Origin of the sequence: Haloarcula sp. H-GB4 (assembly GCF_030848575.1) — an archaeon.
GTDB lineage: Archaea > Halobacteriota > Halobacteria > Halobacteriales > Haloarculaceae > Haloarcula.
Map to the genome: position 1 here is coordinate 521,235 of NZ_JAVDDX010000001.1, position 13,524 is coordinate 534,758.

Below are 13,524 nucleotides of genomic sequence, written 5' to 3' on the forward strand. Positions count from 1 at the left end.
GCGGAACCCGTCGTAGCCGTCCTTATTCCGCTGTTGGTCGGTCGTGAGCCTCTGCTGTCACGCCCAACGGTCGAGTCCGGTCTGGACGACTGAGTCGTCAATGCGTTCGAACCCGCGAGCGACTTCGTCAGCGTCGACCTCCCACTGCTCGGTGACAAATGCACGGGCGGCATCGATGTCCGGCTCGATGCTGTCCGGAATCTCGTAGTCGTCACTCACCGCGGGGTCGAGAAACAGGCCCCGGATGCGGTCTGCGTGGTCGATGTGTTCGTCGCGGGCATCAAGCACCGCGTAGAGGTCGCCGTGCTCGTGGAGGTCCTTGACGGCTGTTTTGGGGCCGATGCCGGAGATTCCCTCGTTGAAGTCCGTCCCCATCAGAATCGCCGCGTCGACCAGTTGCTCCCAGGTAAGGTCGTGCCGCTCAAGCGTGGCCTCAAAGTCCATCAGTTCGGGGTCGCCCTTCGACGTGATCTGCCGGAGTGTCATCGGCGCACCGAACAGGAGCGCGTCGTAGTCTTCAGTCCCGACGTAGTCTACGTCGCCCCGCCGGGCCATCACCGACGCCTGCCCCTCGCCTTCTGCTGGGGCATCGACGATAGGCACGTCGAGTAGTTCCAGCAGGTCCCGCGTCGTATCGACGATAGTGTCGGTCAGCCGCTGCGTGCGCGAGTCAAGCTTGGCGACGCGGGTGCTGTCACCAGCTTCCCGGGCTGCCTCCAGTTCGGACTCGTATTTCTCGCGTTGCTCGCGTCGCTTCTCGACCTCGTCATCCTTGAGGTCCGTGACCGCGCCGTCGAAGACGAACACCGGCGTGAGGTCGTGCTCGAAGAACTTCGGCAGGCCCTGCACGACGCCGATGAGGTTCGCCACCTCCTCGCCGTCGCTGGTGGTGTATTTCGACTCACTGGTGAACTTCACCGTCGTCGTCAGGTAGCGATAGAGCCAGTTGTGGGCATCCACGGCGACGACACTCCCGCCGAGGTCGTCGAACGACACGTCCGACAGGGCCGCGAGCGACCGCAAATCAGCGTTTCCCATTGGCAGGCCTTTGGCCGACAGCGGTTTGAATCTCTCGGAGACGACGTATTACTCCGTGATGGCGCAGTCGGTGTCGGTCGGGCGACTCAGTCGGTCCGTGCGGACGGCTGCTCGGTCCAGTTGGCGAGGACTGGCGGCGGGTCGGTGTCGGCCTTCGCCGCGAGAAACGACTCCTCATCGGGCGAGAGGTCGCGCTCTCGAAACAGGTCAAGCCCGGCCTGATACCGCTCAGTACTGCGGTCGCCCGGCCAGACGAGGTCGAGTTCGGCCATCCCTGACTCCGCGCCGCTGAAGCAAAACCCGGCTCGGTAGGCGGCCTGATACGAAAACGGATTGTTGACGCCAATAGACACACGTTCGAAGCCCCGTTCCGTAGCTCGCTCTCGAACGAACCGAAGGAGACGGGCACCGAGCCGGTTGCCCTGCCGGTCCTGCCGAACGGTGATGTACCGGACACAGAGGGTGTCAGAGTCCGTCCGGTCGGCATCGAACGCAGCCGCGGCCACGACCCCATCGTCCCCGACGACGGCCTTTCCGGTCGAGGTCATCACGAACTTGCCCGCGTACGCGAACTGCTCGTGGTCCAACCGGAGCCGGTGACCGTCCTCGGGCCAGCCGAGCAGCGTGAACTCCATAGTCCAACTGAACAGGCCGCCCAGTGTAATCAGTACTGGTCGCTGTTTCAGGATACTAACCGTTGTCGTCAAATCCGAGGGAGGGAAGTGCCCGGAGTCAGAACTCTCTGTATGAGCGTCTCGACGGTGGGGAACGGTCGTATCGAACTGTCCGCTCGGACGGCGCTGGTCGCCGTCGGTGACTTGCTGGCGATTGCCCTGTTCGTCGGTGTCGGCGAGCTAACCCACGGTACCAATCCGATACTCAGTCCCGGTCGGTTCGTTGGGGCGCTGACGCCCTTTTATATCGGGTGGCTCCTCGTTGCAGGACTTGGGGGACTGTACACCGCCGCCGCGACCGCAACGATTCGAGTGGCTCTCGGCCGCACTATCGTGGGGTGGGTGCTGGCAGTCGGGATCGCACAGGGACTTCGGTCAACGGCGATGTTCCCCGGTAATGCGGCGCTGACATTCGCGCTCGTATCCGTGATCATTGGTGGCACGCTGCTGCTGCTCTGGCGCAGTGCAGTTGCAGTCGTAAAATAGGCGGCCCGTAGTAGAACTGGGGTGTCGATGACGGACTATCGCAGGTCGGCGACTTCGAGCGACTCTGTCGACTGAATCCATGCCTGGTGGTTCTCTCGGTCGTAAATTACGAACTCTTCGTCTCCGATGTTCAGTTCGGCGTAGCGTCGTTCTTGGTCGTCGGTCGCGGCGTCCGTCGTGTTGTCCGTTGCGTTCGTGCTCATTGTCTCGTTTGGAAGTCGGCGTTCCGTTTTTCTCCGGTTCAATGTATCTTGGCGTAGTTAATAAGCACACGGACCCAGTTATCATTGGAGAAAATAGCCTGCATTACCACTCCACGAATGGCCAAATCCCGTTCTCAAATTCTGAAAACAGACGTATAACCGGGTCCTATACCGAGAAACAGATAGCCGTTACAGCACCTACCGCACAACGGTTGGTAAACACTGTATTCCTGCTTTGTAGTAACATTACATATCCTGCGCGTGACTGCAGCCAGGAATAACGGATCGTCTCTGTCCTTATATTGTGAAAGACTCACAGGAATAGAACCATATTAATCTTTTCCCCATATCCAACTCATAACTTATGAAATTGTTACGCAGCGGGTACTGAGTAAATTTGTAGGGGCCATTGAGTGTATTATCCCGTATTTTAGGGAAACATTCATATACCACACTACCGTAGAATAATTCATACTTATGACGGGTTATTACGACATCATTCTCGGACTCATTCCGCTCGCCATGGCCGGCATCACTGCCACTCTGTTCGTTGTCGGCTTCGAACTGACGACGGCGATTCCGATGGCCTCTGTCGTAACGGTCGGCCTTATCGGCCACGCGATGTTCGTCCGTGCTCCCGTTGACCCGGTTCCAAACGAGACGTCAGCCCAGAGTGCACAGTCGGATCCGGTCCAGACCGCGGATTAGGCGCTTTCCACCCGTCTTCTCTCCTGTTTTCGATAGAAACTCAGTAACTGCATACCCGATCGAACACACTGGCCACCGCCGGGCAGTATAAGGGTTGGTCGCCCAAACGACGGAGTATGACAACAGATGCGACAGCGCTGTTCTTGCAGAGTGATGAGGTCGCTGACCTCGCTGAACCCGCCGAGTACGTTGACGCCGTCCGGGAGGGGTATCGCCAGCGTGGTGAAGGGGCCCCGGCAACTCCCAGAACAACGCTGTTCTCGGACGAGCCCGCAGGCATGTTGACGGGCTATCTCGCGATCCTCCCCGACACCGGCGCGATGGGTGGGTACACCTATGCAGCTGGGTTCAGCGGACGTGATGCACACTTCACACTCCCGATTTTTGACGCCGACAGCGGCGACCCGCTCGCTGTCCTTGATGGTGCGAGCATGAACCCGCACAAGACTGGCGCGGTCGGGGCTGTCGGTGTCGACGCACTGGCCCGCCGTGACGCCAGCGACCTCGCAATCATCGGCAGTGGCGCACAGGCACGCGGCCAGGTCCGTGCGACGGCGACGGTCCGTGATTTTGACCGCATTGAGGTGTACTCGCCGACAGCCGATAACCGGGAGTCGTTCGCCGCGGAGATGAACGACGCGCTGGACCCGACAGTTGCAGCCGTTGCGTCCCCGGCCGCAGCAATCGAAGGGGCCGATGTCGTTATCACGGCGACTAACGCGAGCGAGCCGGTGTTCGACGGCGACCTTCTGGAACCGGGAACACACGTGACTGCGATGGGTCAGTACCACCCCGAGAAGAACGAACTGGACGCGACGACAATCGAGCGCGCCACGTACGTTCCGGACCTGCGCGAGCGAGTGACACAGGACGCCGGATCGTTCATCAATGCCCTTGATGCGGGCGTCGTCGACGAAGATCACGTCCACGCAGAACTGGGTGACATCGTCGCTGGAAACGCATCCGGGCGGCAGTCACCCGAGGAGATTACAGTCTTCGACTCCGGGGGCACGGCCATCGAAACCGTCGCTGCGGGCCATATGCTATACGAGCGGGCGACGGCAGACGGTCGCGGCGAAGAGATCGACTTCGCGCCCGCGAGCAAGGCTCTGACCGGCCGGTAGCGGTCGCAGGAATGCTAATTAGAGATACGGGCCGAGACCGAGGGCGTCGACCAGACTGATGCCCGCGGCGAGCGCGCCGACGATGTAGCCGGCGATAGTTCCACCGTTCAACAGTGGGAGTCCTGCGTGCGCACGTCCTTTTAATACCATCCAGAGCAGTATCGTCAGGCCAAGGTAGGACCCGATCATCGCGGTCAGCGCCGGCAACGGAACGCCGAACACCGACGGTACGTCCGATGAGGCAAAGAACGCGGCGCTAGCGACGAGTATCGACGGAATAATCGCATCACCGAGGCCGATAAACAGCGCGTCGCGCTCTAGCGGGTCGGCGTGAACGTCGTCACCTTCGTCTGCTTCGTCAGTGCCCGTCGCCCCCTCAGTTGTGTCGTCTGCCGTCGAGTCGTCGCTCGTCTCGTCTTCCGCCGTTGGGTTTGGCGTCGTCGCGTCGAGATAGGAGTACGACAGCGTCATGGGAATCACGAGGACGACAGGGACCCTGAGGTCCATGACGCCCGAGGCCAGCGTGAGCATGTGCTCGGTCCCGTAGACGCTGACTGCGTCGTACACGGCAAGGACAGTCAGCAGAACGAGCGCCGGTAACACGCCGAAACTGATACCGAACAGGCCAGCGGCGGCGGCCCCCATTACAGCACCGGCACCGTCGATGACGTACCACTCGGGATAGACCAGCAGCGCCGTCCCCAGACCCAGCGCTAATAGGGCGGCAACGACGTTGATGCCGGCGTACGTGAACACCGGCGGCACCAGCACCTGAAACACGTACAGAGAGAGCCAGGCCGACGAGAAGACGATAAGCCCGCGGATGAGCTGATCGACATCGTAGCGGAAAGCAAGCAATATAAGTGCCGTCGCGACCAGAATCGCCCCGATGTACATGAGGCTGTTCGTAGGGTCAGACGGATCCTCGACGGCTTGGTAGCCAGCCGATTCGAAGGGCTGGACCAGCGCTAGCGCGCCGAGTTGGACGAACAGAAAGATACCAGCGATAAGGCCACAGCCGCCGAGGATTCGCCACCGTCTCTCCATGCACACACGTCCTGCAGGAACCGGTTTGAGCGTTACGAAGCAGGTGCGGACACGTGTCGGCGGATCGGAGTGCTGTTATCGCGCGTACAGGACCGTGCCGACCAGCGCCGGGAGATGCACGCTGTCGTTCGGCGAGACTGCGAGATATGGGCGCTCGACCGGACCGAACACGTCGACAACGGAGCCAACCGTCTGGAGTTCCTCGTCCACGACGTCGGTTCCGACGGACGCGTACTCGTCGTCAGGTGCCCGGACAACCGCTAGTCCCTGTGTGACCCGCGAGACAGTGCCGATACGTTTCATTCACGGAGCGCCTGCATGTAGGCCGCTACGGCCCCAAGCAGGTCGCTTTTCGTCGCATCGTCCGCGTCCTTGACGACGACTCGCCCGCGGCCTTCGTACTCGCGTGGATACGTCTTGTCCCGTTCAATGACCGCATCATAACCAACCTGCTGGACGGCTTTGGCGATCTCGTCGACAGTCGGGTCCTCGACGGCTAGATCCAGTGATACACGACGCCCATCGCTTCGCGAACGGTTGGCGTCGAGTGCCGCCGGCCAGATAACGTTCTCGACCATACCGGCAGTGGCCGCCCGTGGCATATATGGGTTATCGTCACCGTCGACAGTAGGAGAAATGAAAATCAGATTAGGTAAATGAAGAATCAAGCTTACATACCTCTGTAATCTATTCGTTGTATATGGTAAAGAAAGGGTTACTCGCTATCGCCGCCGTGGTACTCCTCGTGGTTCTGGGGACGGGAGTCCTTGTCGGAGCACAGTTCGCGGGCGGGACAGCGGACACGACGACACAGACAACCGATTCACAGAACGGCGATGGCGGCGGCGGTAATGACGGTAGCTCAACGGCGACGGCGACAGCGGGCAATAGTACGACGCCGACACCGACACCGGGAGCAAATGGAACGGCGACCGAGACAGCGACTCCACAGCAGAAGTCGATCCCGGCACGACAGTTCAACGAACAGAACGTCTCGGACTACGTCCGACAGTTCCTCAACGAAGAACGCGAGGCTGCAGGAGTCCCACCGTTCGAATCAGGACTTCGGACGGAAAAAGACCTCAACGAGATGGCAAAGAACCACAGCAAGCAGATGTCCATCGAAGGGAAGGCGATTCACAAGGTCGACGGCGTCTCCAGTAAGGACCGGTACAAAAACACCGGCCTTTACGACCGGTGCACGTTCAACTCTGCAGAAGGCGAGTACATCGAGCAACCAGACCGAAACCGGTTCGAGGCGGTTGAGAAGACAGTCGCTGGACAAACGTACGAGGAGGGTGGCAAAGAGCGATTCCACGCTACCGATAAGGAAGTCGCCAGAAAGATCGTTGATGACTGGATGGCGTGGCCAGACTACCGCGAACGGCTCACGCTCCGCAACGCTAATCTCGTCGGCATCGGCGTGGAGATAACCGACACTGGTAACGTGTACGTGACTGCCAACATCTGCAGCTAACTGCTGGACGGGCTAATCGGCACAGCGACTGTTCTGATGGCCGGGCCGTTTATGAGCGCTGTCTTGCCGCCACCGCTCTACATCTCTGCCCAAACTCTATACTTCCCCAAATGCGAGCAGTGTCGTTGTTACTCCGCTTCTCTCTGTGGTGAGCGTTCGGAAATCGCTGGTGTCAGTACTCACTCAGTCAGCAGAGATCCTCAACCTAATTTCTCACAAGACACTTACACAACCCATTTCACCAGCTATTATGAATCGTCGACAACTCCTCTCAATCTCAGCACTTTCCATACCTCTGACCGGTTGTGTCAAGTGGGATTTTGATGGCGCAACCGAAAATAATTCCCCAGCACAGAAGATGACCGAAACGCCGAGCAAAACCGCCACTGAAACTGGGACGACGCCTTCCGAGGTATCGACACCGGAATGTTGGCCATCGATGTGTGAAGGGTCGCAGCTCGTGGAAGCCCAAGTCGTCGGCGGGTTCTCGGGTGCCGTTGTTCTAATAGCCACATGCCGGGACAAGGAGCTTTCAATCCAAGCAGGGGAACCAGTCCGAATTAACCGCGATACAGATGCGCAGACCTGTCGAATTGTGTTATCTGTCGACGGTAAGCAAGAATTCAGTGAAACGGTCAACAGCCACCAAAGCGTGAATCTGACCGTGGGTTCGGACGGCGAAATGACTGAAAGATGGATCGTTCAGTAACGGACAGGCCCGCTTCAGTTCGCTCTCTTGTGGTACTTCGATTTGGTCGTGACTCCCGTTCCGTACGGAAACGTACGGTGTGCCGGGTGATCGTAATATTCCGTAGTTCGCCAGTTCTCGAAGCGAAAAAGCCGCTCAGTTACCGCGCTACTCGCCGCTGCCTTCGGAGCCGTTACCGCCGCCTTTCTGCTCTGCCAGCCAGTCCTCATACTCGTCCTGCGGGACGACCTCAACGGTCCCGAGCATCTGTGAGTGGCCAGAGCCACAGTACTCGGCACAGTAGAGCTGGTATGTCCCGGTGTTACCCGCGTTGGTTCGGAGGCGGTTGTACTGGCCGGGGAACGCATCGGATTTCAGTCCAAGTCCAGGCACGTGGAACGCGTGTAGCCAGTCCTTCGATGTAACCCGCAAGGAGACGTCCTGATTGGCTGGTATCTTCAGGTCCGTTCTAGTGGTTACTTCTGCCTCGCCGTCCCAGCTTGATTCGTTGTAGTAGAACGTCCAGCCGTACCGCTGGGCTTCGACGGTAATGAGTTCAGTGTCCTGTTCCTGTAGTGCGGCCTGATCACCGGCCTCGGCGGTGACGTACGGGCTAGCCATAACTTGGTAGGAGGCGACGCCCACGAACAGGAGAATAATTGCTGTCGCGATGGTCCAAGTCACTTCGAGTCGACGGTTCTCTCGCGTTGGAAGCGCCTCTTCCTGATTACGGAACCGCCAGACGGTATAGACCAGAATCCCTTCGACGAGGACTGTAATCGGGAGAGCAACGTACAGGAGGTTCATGTTTAGCCCCCAGATGAGGCTATCCGTCGTCGAGTCCTGAATCTGTGCGGCGGCGGCCGGCTCGGCGGCGAGCGCGAGTAACGCAGCACCGAACAGAGCGACCAGACCGGCGCGTTTCCGGGTCATGAATGCGGCTTAGGATTTCGGAGATAAATAACTGCTGTCTTCGCCGCAGGCCCCCGATTTGCAGCAATAGGGAAGCAGAACTGCTCCGGACAGAGACAGCAGAATCGCGAGGTCTAAGTGGCCAGCATCGAAGTATACAATAATGGCAGAGAGCCGGACCTTCACCGGGCTGCTCGCCGCGACCGCTGTCGGCGTGTACTTGCTAGTTCTCGCCGGCGCGACGACAACGCTCACGGATGCGGCAGCAGCCTGTACGACCTGGCCGCTGTGTGACGGACCGGTCGACGTGACGAACACGGCCCTGTTGGTCGCCTGGGGACATCGACTTGTCGCAGCCGCTGTCGGACTCCTCGTGGTGGCTATGGCCGTCGTCGGGCTCCGGTCCGGCTGTCGTGGCCGTGTCAAAGCGGCGATTCTTCTTGGGGCTGCGCTGTACCCAGTCCAGATAGCGCTCGGTGCTGTCGTCGCGACGAGCACCGAGACGGCACTCCCTGGGGCCCACCTCGCTCTGGGGATGGGTATCTTCGGCTCGTTCGTGCTGGCCTTGGCGTGGCACCTCGAAGCTGAGACGGGCAGTGATGATGAGTCTCCGGTGAAGAACCCAACACTCGCACCGGAGCCGACCGGAGACGAAACCGCCGGCCGGACTCCAACACTCTCCCTCCGTGAACGGCTTGTCGGGACCGCGTCTGCGTACTTCCGCCTGATGAAACCCCGGCTGATGTGGCTCCTGTGTCTGGTCGCCGCGGCCGGGATGGCACTCGCCGCTGGACAGACGCTTACCGTTCGAACGGTGCTACTCACACTTGGGGGCGGCGTCCTCTCTATCGGCGCGTCGGGAACGTTCAACCATGTCCTCGAACGTGATATCGACAAGCGGATGGACCGAACCTCGGACCGTCCCATTGCGACCCACCAGATTCCGGTCCGGAACGCGCTGGCTTTCGGCCTGCTCCTGTCGTTCGCCTCGCTATGGCTGTTCTGGCAGGTGAACGCGCTCGTAGCGGTCCTCGGACTGACCGCGATTGTGTTCTACAGCATTATCTACACGCTCGTGCTGAAGCCCAATACCGTCCAGAACACTGTCATCGGCGGGGCTGCCGGTGCACTACCGGCGCTCATCGGCTGGGTCGCTGCTGACGGATCGGTCGGCCTCCCGGGCGTCGTCCTTGCCGTGGTCATCTTCCTCTGGACGCCAGCGCATTTTTACAATCTCGCGCTCGCGTACAAGGACGACTACGAGGCGGGTGGTTTCCCGATGATGCCGGTCGTCCGTGGCGAGACGGAGACGCGCAAGCACATCGTCTACTATCTCGGGGCGACGCTCATCGCTGCGGGTGTTCTGGGCGTACTCACGCCGCTTGGCTGGTTGTACGCCGTCACGTCGGTGTTGCTGGGGGCAGTGTTCCTCTGGGCTGTCATCCTGCTCCACCGCGAGCAGACCGAAGCGGCGGCGTTCCGGGCGTTCCACGCATCGAACGCCTACCTTGGGGCAGTTCTGGTCGCCATCGTCGTCGACGCACTGGCACTATGAGCACCACGACAGCCACGCTCAGGGATGCGATACCGGACACGCGCTCGCTCGTAACCGGGGCAGTCGTACTGAACGCGGAATTAATCCTCATTCTGGGCTACGTCGTCAACACGGCCCAGCCCGCAACGGACCCGTTTTTGCTGGTGTTCCCGTTCATCTGGCTCAATATCGCCGGTCTCGTTGCCCTGCGAGTGCGGCCGGAACTGACCGACCGCCGTCGGACGGTCAGCAGTGCGGTTGTCGCTCTCGGCTATCTACTTGTGCTGGGGTATGTCGGTGGCGTGTACGGCACGGGCGGCCAGGGGACTGGTCTCCGGCTAGTCACACAGGCTCCGCCAGGGTTCTCGCCGACGGTCGTGTTCAGCGGCGCGACCCTGAGTGTGGTGCTCATCCCGTGGAAGGTCGCCGGCTATCTGGCGCTCTCGTATCTTGTGTTCGTGACTGCCGTTGATGCGAGCGGCGGCGCGGTGGGCGGCATCGTTGGCCTCTTTTCGTGTGTCTCCTGTGTCCTCCCGATCATCGCGTCGATACTGGGCGGGTTCGTGGGTGTCGGAGCAACGCTGTCACAGGCAGCCTTGTCCCAGTCGTACGGGCTCTCCACGGTGGTGTTCGTCACCTCGGTTGGACTGCTGTACGGCGTCCACCGCTTCGACGTGACGCTCGTCGGTCGGCTCCGAACACTGATCGGCCGGCCATAGCGCTTTCAGGCCGACAGGCGTAAGGGCCGGTATGAGTTCTGTCGAAATCGAATACTGTGTTCCGTGTGGGTTCCGCGAGCGAGCAGTAAACGTCCAGCAAGCGATCTTATCCGGACTCGAGCGGGAACTCGACAGCGTCCGGCTGGTCATGGGCGACCACGGCGTGTTCCGGATTAGCGTGGATGACGAGACTGTCTACGACAAGGCCGAGGCCGGTGATGAGTTCGATGTGGACGCTATCGTGCGCGAGATCCGGTCGCACGTCATGTAGCAGGCCACTGTGCTACTGTCGGCGGAATATCGTGGCGAAGCTATCCTCGGTTTGTGACTGCCTACCGCACAACAAACTATTTGTTGTTCTGGTGTGACACTTTCGGCAAATGGCGACGAAAACCGAATTCTGTGACCACTGTGAAGAGACCATGCCAGTCGTCACGGACAAGCCGTGGCTCCCCGCTGTCTGTCTGGAATGTGGCCGCAACGTGTAGCCCATAGTCGCGCGAGAACGGAACTGCTTTCGGCCACCCGACCGGACGAGGGCGCATGGACGAGGTACTGGTCGCGTCGGATGTCGGGCGGCGCTACGGCGATACGGTCGCACTTGACGGCGTTTCGCTGACGGCGACCACTGGAGAGGTGCTCGCGCTGGTCGGTCCTAACGGGGCTGGCAAGACGACGCTGGTGCGGGCGTTGACCGGAACAACAGATGCGACTGGCGAGGTACGGCTGTTCGGCCAGTCACCCAGAACGGTCGCTCGCGACCGACTTGGCCTGTTGCCACAGTCGTTTTCGCCCCACGAGCGACTGACGGCGCGGGAACTGCTTGAATACTACGCCGGCCTGTACGACGATACCCGCGACGTCGAGGCTGTTCTCGACGATGTGGGTCTAGCCGACACCGCAAGCACCACATACGAGAATCTCTCGGGCGGGCAGCAGCGCCGGACCTGCGTCGCGACGGCGCTCATCAACGATCCGGACCTCCTTGTGCTGGACGAACCGACCACCGGCATCGACCCGGCCGGTCGGCGGGATCTCTGGCGACTGCTGGAGGGACTCGCCGACCGCGGCGTGACGATACTCGTCACGACACACTACATGGAGGAGGCTCAGCGGCTCGCGGACCGCGTCGGCCTCCTCGCTGACGGGACACTCATCGCACTTGACTCGCCGGAGCAGCTCGTGGCCGAACACGGTGGCGACAGCCAGCTCATCGTTGATGGATCCTTCGACGAAGCTGCCGTCTCAGCCATCGACTATCCGGCGGAGACAGCGATCCGGAACGGCCGGCTGGTCGTCTACGGCATCCGCCCGGAGTCCATCGGCAACATCACTGAGCAACTGGGGCAGGCGGGCATCGAGTACGACAGCCTGACCTGGAAACAGCCGGACTTGGAGGACGTCTACCTCGAACTGACCGGAACGGCCGTCGGTCAGCGCGGTGAGCCACAACAGGCGGAGCCGGTCGCGGGTGGTGCCCAATGAGCCGGCTGGGACGACTCACAGCGGAGACGCGTGCGGCGTCGCTGGCCTTCCTCCGGCGACGGACGGCCGTCTTCTTCACGTTCTTTTTCCCGGTCATCATCGTCGTCATCTTCGGCGTACTGGTCCAGACCCAGCCGGGCGGCGGCGGGCTGTTCACCGAGCCGCCGAGCTTCTACGCACCGGGCTATCTGGCCGTCGTCGTCCTGTTTACGCCGCTCTCCCGCGTCGGTAGCGAAGTGGCGCGGCATCGGGACGGCAACCGCTTCGAGAAGCTGGCGACGACACCGCTGACCCGGACCGAGTGGCTGCTGGCACAGACGCTCGTCAACGTCGTCATCATCGGCATCGCCGGCCTGCTGATACTCGGTATGATGGTATGGCTCACCGGCGCAACCATCCATCTGTCGGGGCTGTTGCTTCCCTTTGTCGGCCTCGGCGTCGCGCTGTTCTGTGCCGTCGGCGCGATGCTGGGTAGTCTCGCGGACTCACAGGACGGCGTCATTGCGGCGAGCAACGGCCTCGCGCTCCCGCTGCTCTTTCTCTCGGAGACGTTTGTCCCACAGACACTTCTGCCCGCGTGGCTGCCGACGTGGCTCTCGCCGCTGACGTACTTCTCCCGTGGCGTCCGTGCGGCGACGACCGGTACTGGCGATGCACTCGGGCCGCTGGCTGTTCTCACAGTCTGTGCTGTCGTCGGCTTTGTGATCGGTGCGCGACTCCTCCCGCAGACGGATTGAGTTCTGGCGGGACCTTCTATAGGCGTGCGACTGACGATAGCAGCCCGGACAGCTCTGCTTCAGTCGCGTTCCCTGATTCGATAGCGTCTCTGGGGTCACGACCCATCTCCTGAACGGTCTCGATGGCGCGGTTGGGGCCGTAGTCATAGTGATACACCAGCCACGCGGCGAGCACCTGTCCGGTGCGGCCGATGCCGGCCAGGCAATGAACCACGACTCGCTCCTCTGCCTCACAGGCGTCAACTAAGAACGGCAGGACATCGTCGTGAAGGCGGTCTTGAGGGATAAGTCGGTGGTCGGGAACCGGTACGTGGCGGACTGATGACGCTCCGAAGGCCTCTCGATAGCGCTGGATATTGGCCCCAGCATCGTCGAGTTGTCGCCCGGGAAGCAGACAGCAGATCCGCTCAATGTCGTGGGCCTGCATATGTGCAATCCAATCATCAAGAGCGTCCTGATGCGTGGCGGCCGTATGCCAGCCCGGTGCACAGGACCCGTAGACGTACTCTTCGTTGGAGGCTGCAGGCGCGAAGCGGTGTGGATTCACGATGGGCATAGCACCCGTTACCCTGCCTATCCTACCGACCCCCTTCACTCTACCCACCCAGTTCTCAGCTGTGATTCTCTGAATAGAACACTGTCCCCGCCGGACCGCTTTCCAGCCTGACCAGCTTCAGTGACCACGTTTATAC

The 13,524-nt window shown here is 60.9% G+C and carries 18 protein-coding genes; 10 read left to right on the forward strand and 8 right to left on the reverse strand.

What is annotated here, in order from left to right:
* Positions 1-57: 57 nt before the first annotated feature.
* A complete protein-coding gene (fen, locus tag RBH20_RS02760; RefSeq protein WP_306705277.1) occupies positions 58-1,038 on the reverse strand; it encodes a flap endonuclease-1 in 981 nt (326 codons plus the stop codon).
* Between the two features lie 86 nt (positions 1,039-1,124).
* Positions 1,125-1,673, reverse strand: a complete 549-nt coding sequence (locus tag RBH20_RS02765) for a GNAT family N-acetyltransferase (RefSeq protein WP_306705279.1) — start codon at positions 1,671-1,673, stop codon at positions 1,125-1,127.
* Between the two features lie 111 nt (positions 1,674-1,784).
* On the opposite strand from RBH20_RS02765, the gene RBH20_RS02770 reads away from it, so the two are divergent.
* A complete protein-coding gene (locus tag RBH20_RS02770) occupies positions 1,785-2,198 on the forward strand; it encodes a DUF3054 domain-containing protein (protein ID WP_306705281.1) in 414 nt (137 codons plus the stop codon).
* 35 nt (positions 2,199-2,233) lie between these two features.
* Here RBH20_RS02770 and RBH20_RS02775 read toward each other — a convergent pair whose 3' ends face one another.
* Complete coding sequence (locus RBH20_RS02775) at positions 2,234-2,401, reverse strand: hypothetical protein (protein WP_004518770.1); 168 nt, start codon at positions 2,399-2,401, stop codon at positions 2,234-2,236.
* Positions 2,402-2,878: 477 nt separating this feature from the next.
* Between RBH20_RS02775 and RBH20_RS02780 the strand changes: the two genes are divergently transcribed.
* Positions 2,879-3,109 (forward strand): hypothetical protein, encoded by a 231-nt coding sequence (locus tag RBH20_RS02780; protein WP_306705284.1) that lies wholly within the window; start codon positions 2,879-2,881, stop codon positions 3,107-3,109.
* A gap of 116 nt (positions 3,110-3,225) precedes the next feature.
* Positions 3,226-4,233: an ornithine cyclodeaminase family protein gene (locus RBH20_RS02785; protein WP_306705286.1), complete on the forward strand. Its 1,008-nt coding sequence runs from the start codon at positions 3,226-3,228 to the stop codon at positions 4,231-4,233.
* Positions 4,234-4,251: 18 nt separating this feature from the next.
* On the opposite strand, the gene RBH20_RS02790 is transcribed toward RBH20_RS02785, so the two are convergent.
* From RBH20_RS02790 to srp19, 3 genes are all read right to left on the reverse strand, one after another.
* Positions 4,252-5,280, reverse strand: coding sequence for a presenilin family intramembrane aspartyl protease PSH (locus RBH20_RS02790; RefSeq protein WP_306705287.1), 1,029 nt, complete (start codon positions 5,278-5,280; stop codon positions 4,252-4,254).
* Positions 5,281-5,355: 75 nt separating this feature from the next.
* Entirely contained in the window at positions 5,356-5,583 is a 228-nt protein-coding gene (locus RBH20_RS02795) for an H/ACA ribonucleoprotein complex subunit GAR1 (RefSeq protein ID WP_306705290.1), read from the reverse strand.
* Entirely contained in the window at positions 5,580-5,858 is a 279-nt protein-coding gene (gene srp19 / locus RBH20_RS02800; protein WP_023843155.1) for a signal recognition particle subunit SRP19, read from the reverse strand. Before srp19 ends, RBH20_RS02795 begins: the two co-directional genes overlap by 4 nt.
* Positions 5,859-5,980: 122 nt before the next feature.
* On the opposite strand from srp19, the gene RBH20_RS02805 reads away from it, so the two are divergent.
* Positions 5,981-6,757 carry a CAP domain-containing protein gene (locus RBH20_RS02805; RefSeq protein ID WP_306705293.1) on the forward strand — a complete coding sequence of 259 codons (777 nt, stop codon included), beginning with the start codon at positions 5,981-5,983 and terminating at the stop codon, positions 6,755-6,757.
* A gap of 250 nt (positions 6,758-7,007) precedes the next feature.
* Positions 7,008-7,466 (forward strand): hypothetical protein, encoded by a 459-nt coding sequence (locus RBH20_RS02810; protein ID WP_306705295.1) that lies wholly within the window; start codon positions 7,008-7,010, stop codon positions 7,464-7,466.
* Positions 7,467-7,613: 147 nt separating this feature from the next.
* Here the strand turns inward: RBH20_RS02810 and coxB are convergent, their stop codons facing one another.
* Positions 7,614-8,378, reverse strand: a complete 765-nt coding sequence (coxB, locus tag RBH20_RS02815; protein ID WP_306705297.1) for a cytochrome c oxidase subunit II — start codon at positions 8,376-8,378, stop codon at positions 7,614-7,616.
* 142 nt (positions 8,379-8,520) lie between these two features.
* Here coxB and cyoE point away from each other — a divergent pair, with 142 nt between their 5' ends.
* The 5 genes from cyoE (at position 8,521) to RBH20_RS02840 (ending at position 12,832) form a co-directional block, all read left to right on the forward strand.
* On the forward strand, positions 8,521-9,912 hold the full coding sequence (gene cyoE, locus RBH20_RS02820) for a heme o synthase (RefSeq protein WP_306705299.1): 1,392 nt from the start codon (positions 8,521-8,523) through the stop codon (positions 9,910-9,912).
* Positions 9,909-10,610 carry an ABC transporter ATP-binding protein gene (locus RBH20_RS02825; protein ID WP_306705301.1) on the forward strand — a complete coding sequence of 234 codons (702 nt, stop codon included), beginning with the start codon at positions 9,909-9,911 and terminating at the stop codon, positions 10,608-10,610. The genes cyoE and RBH20_RS02825 overlap by 4 nt, the downstream gene beginning before the upstream one ends.
* A gap of 31 nt (positions 10,611-10,641) precedes the next feature.
* Positions 10,642-10,881, forward strand: coding sequence for an Rdx family protein (locus RBH20_RS02830; RefSeq protein WP_306705303.1), 240 nt, complete (start codon positions 10,642-10,644; stop codon positions 10,879-10,881).
* 272 nt (positions 10,882-11,153) lie between these two features.
* Positions 11,154-12,095: an ABC transporter ATP-binding protein gene (locus RBH20_RS02835; protein WP_306705305.1), complete on the forward strand. Its 942-nt coding sequence runs from the start codon at positions 11,154-11,156 to the stop codon at positions 12,093-12,095.
* A complete protein-coding gene (locus tag RBH20_RS02840; protein WP_306705307.1) occupies positions 12,092-12,832 on the forward strand; it encodes an ABC transporter permease in 741 nt (246 codons plus the stop codon). Before RBH20_RS02835 ends, RBH20_RS02840 begins: the two co-directional genes overlap by 4 nt.
* A gap of 16 nt (positions 12,833-12,848) precedes the next feature.
* Here RBH20_RS02840 and RBH20_RS02845 read toward each other — a convergent pair whose 3' ends face one another.
* Positions 12,849-13,388 (reverse strand): dual specificity protein phosphatase family protein, encoded by a 540-nt coding sequence (locus RBH20_RS02845; RefSeq protein WP_306705309.1) that lies wholly within the window; start codon positions 13,386-13,388, stop codon positions 12,849-12,851.
* Between the last annotated feature and the right edge of the window lie 136 nt (positions 13,389-13,524).

Bases quoted from the DNA above. Each gene is read 5' to 3' on its own strand.
- fen (WP_306705277.1), bottom strand. From the start codon at position 1,038: ATGGGAAACGCTGATTTGCGGTCGCTCGCGGCCCTGTCGGACGTGTCG.
- RBH20_RS02765 (WP_306705279.1), bottom strand. From the start codon at position 1,673: ATGGAGTTCACGCTGCTCGGCTGGCCCGAGGACGGTCACCGGCTCCGG.
- RBH20_RS02770 (WP_306705281.1), top strand. From the start codon at position 1,785: ATGAGCGTCTCGACGGTGGGGAACGGTCGTATCGAACTGTCCGCTCGG.
- RBH20_RS02775 (WP_004518770.1), bottom strand. From the start codon at position 2,401: ATGAGCACGAACGCAACGGACAACACGACGGACGCCGCGACCGACGAC.
- RBH20_RS02780 (WP_306705284.1), top strand. From the start codon at position 2,879: ATGACGGGTTATTACGACATCATTCTCGGACTCATTCCGCTCGCCATG.
- RBH20_RS02785 (WP_306705286.1), top strand. From the start codon at position 3,226: ATGACAACAGATGCGACAGCGCTGTTCTTGCAGAGTGATGAGGTCGCT.
- RBH20_RS02790 (WP_306705287.1), bottom strand. From the start codon at position 5,280: ATGGAGAGACGGTGGCGAATCCTCGGCGGCTGTGGCCTTATCGCTGGT.
- RBH20_RS02795 (WP_306705290.1), bottom strand. From the start codon at position 5,583: ATGAAACGTATCGGCACTGTCTCGCGGGTCACACAGGGACTAGCGGTT.
- srp19 (WP_023843155.1), bottom strand. From the start codon at position 5,858: ATGGTCGAGAACGTTATCTGGCCGGCGGCACTCGACGCCAACCGTTCG.
- RBH20_RS02805 (WP_306705293.1), top strand. From the start codon at position 5,981: ATGGTAAAGAAAGGGTTACTCGCTATCGCCGCCGTGGTACTCCTCGTG.
- RBH20_RS02810 (WP_306705295.1), top strand. From the start codon at position 7,008: ATGAATCGTCGACAACTCCTCTCAATCTCAGCACTTTCCATACCTCTG.
- coxB (WP_306705297.1), bottom strand. From the start codon at position 8,378: ATGACCCGGAAACGCGCCGGTCTGGTCGCTCTGTTCGGTGCTGCGTTA.
- cyoE (WP_306705299.1), top strand. From the start codon at position 8,521: ATGGCAGAGAGCCGGACCTTCACCGGGCTGCTCGCCGCGACCGCTGTC.
- RBH20_RS02825 (WP_306705301.1), top strand. From the start codon at position 9,909: ATGAGCACCACGACAGCCACGCTCAGGGATGCGATACCGGACACGCGC.
- RBH20_RS02830 (WP_306705303.1), top strand. From the start codon at position 10,642: ATGAGTTCTGTCGAAATCGAATACTGTGTTCCGTGTGGGTTCCGCGAG.
- RBH20_RS02835 (WP_306705305.1), top strand. From the start codon at position 11,154: ATGGACGAGGTACTGGTCGCGTCGGATGTCGGGCGGCGCTACGGCGAT.
- RBH20_RS02840 (WP_306705307.1), top strand. From the start codon at position 12,092: ATGAGCCGGCTGGGACGACTCACAGCGGAGACGCGTGCGGCGTCGCTG.
- RBH20_RS02845 (WP_306705309.1), bottom strand. From the start codon at position 13,388: ATGCCCATCGTGAATCCACACCGCTTCGCGCCTGCAGCCTCCAACGAA.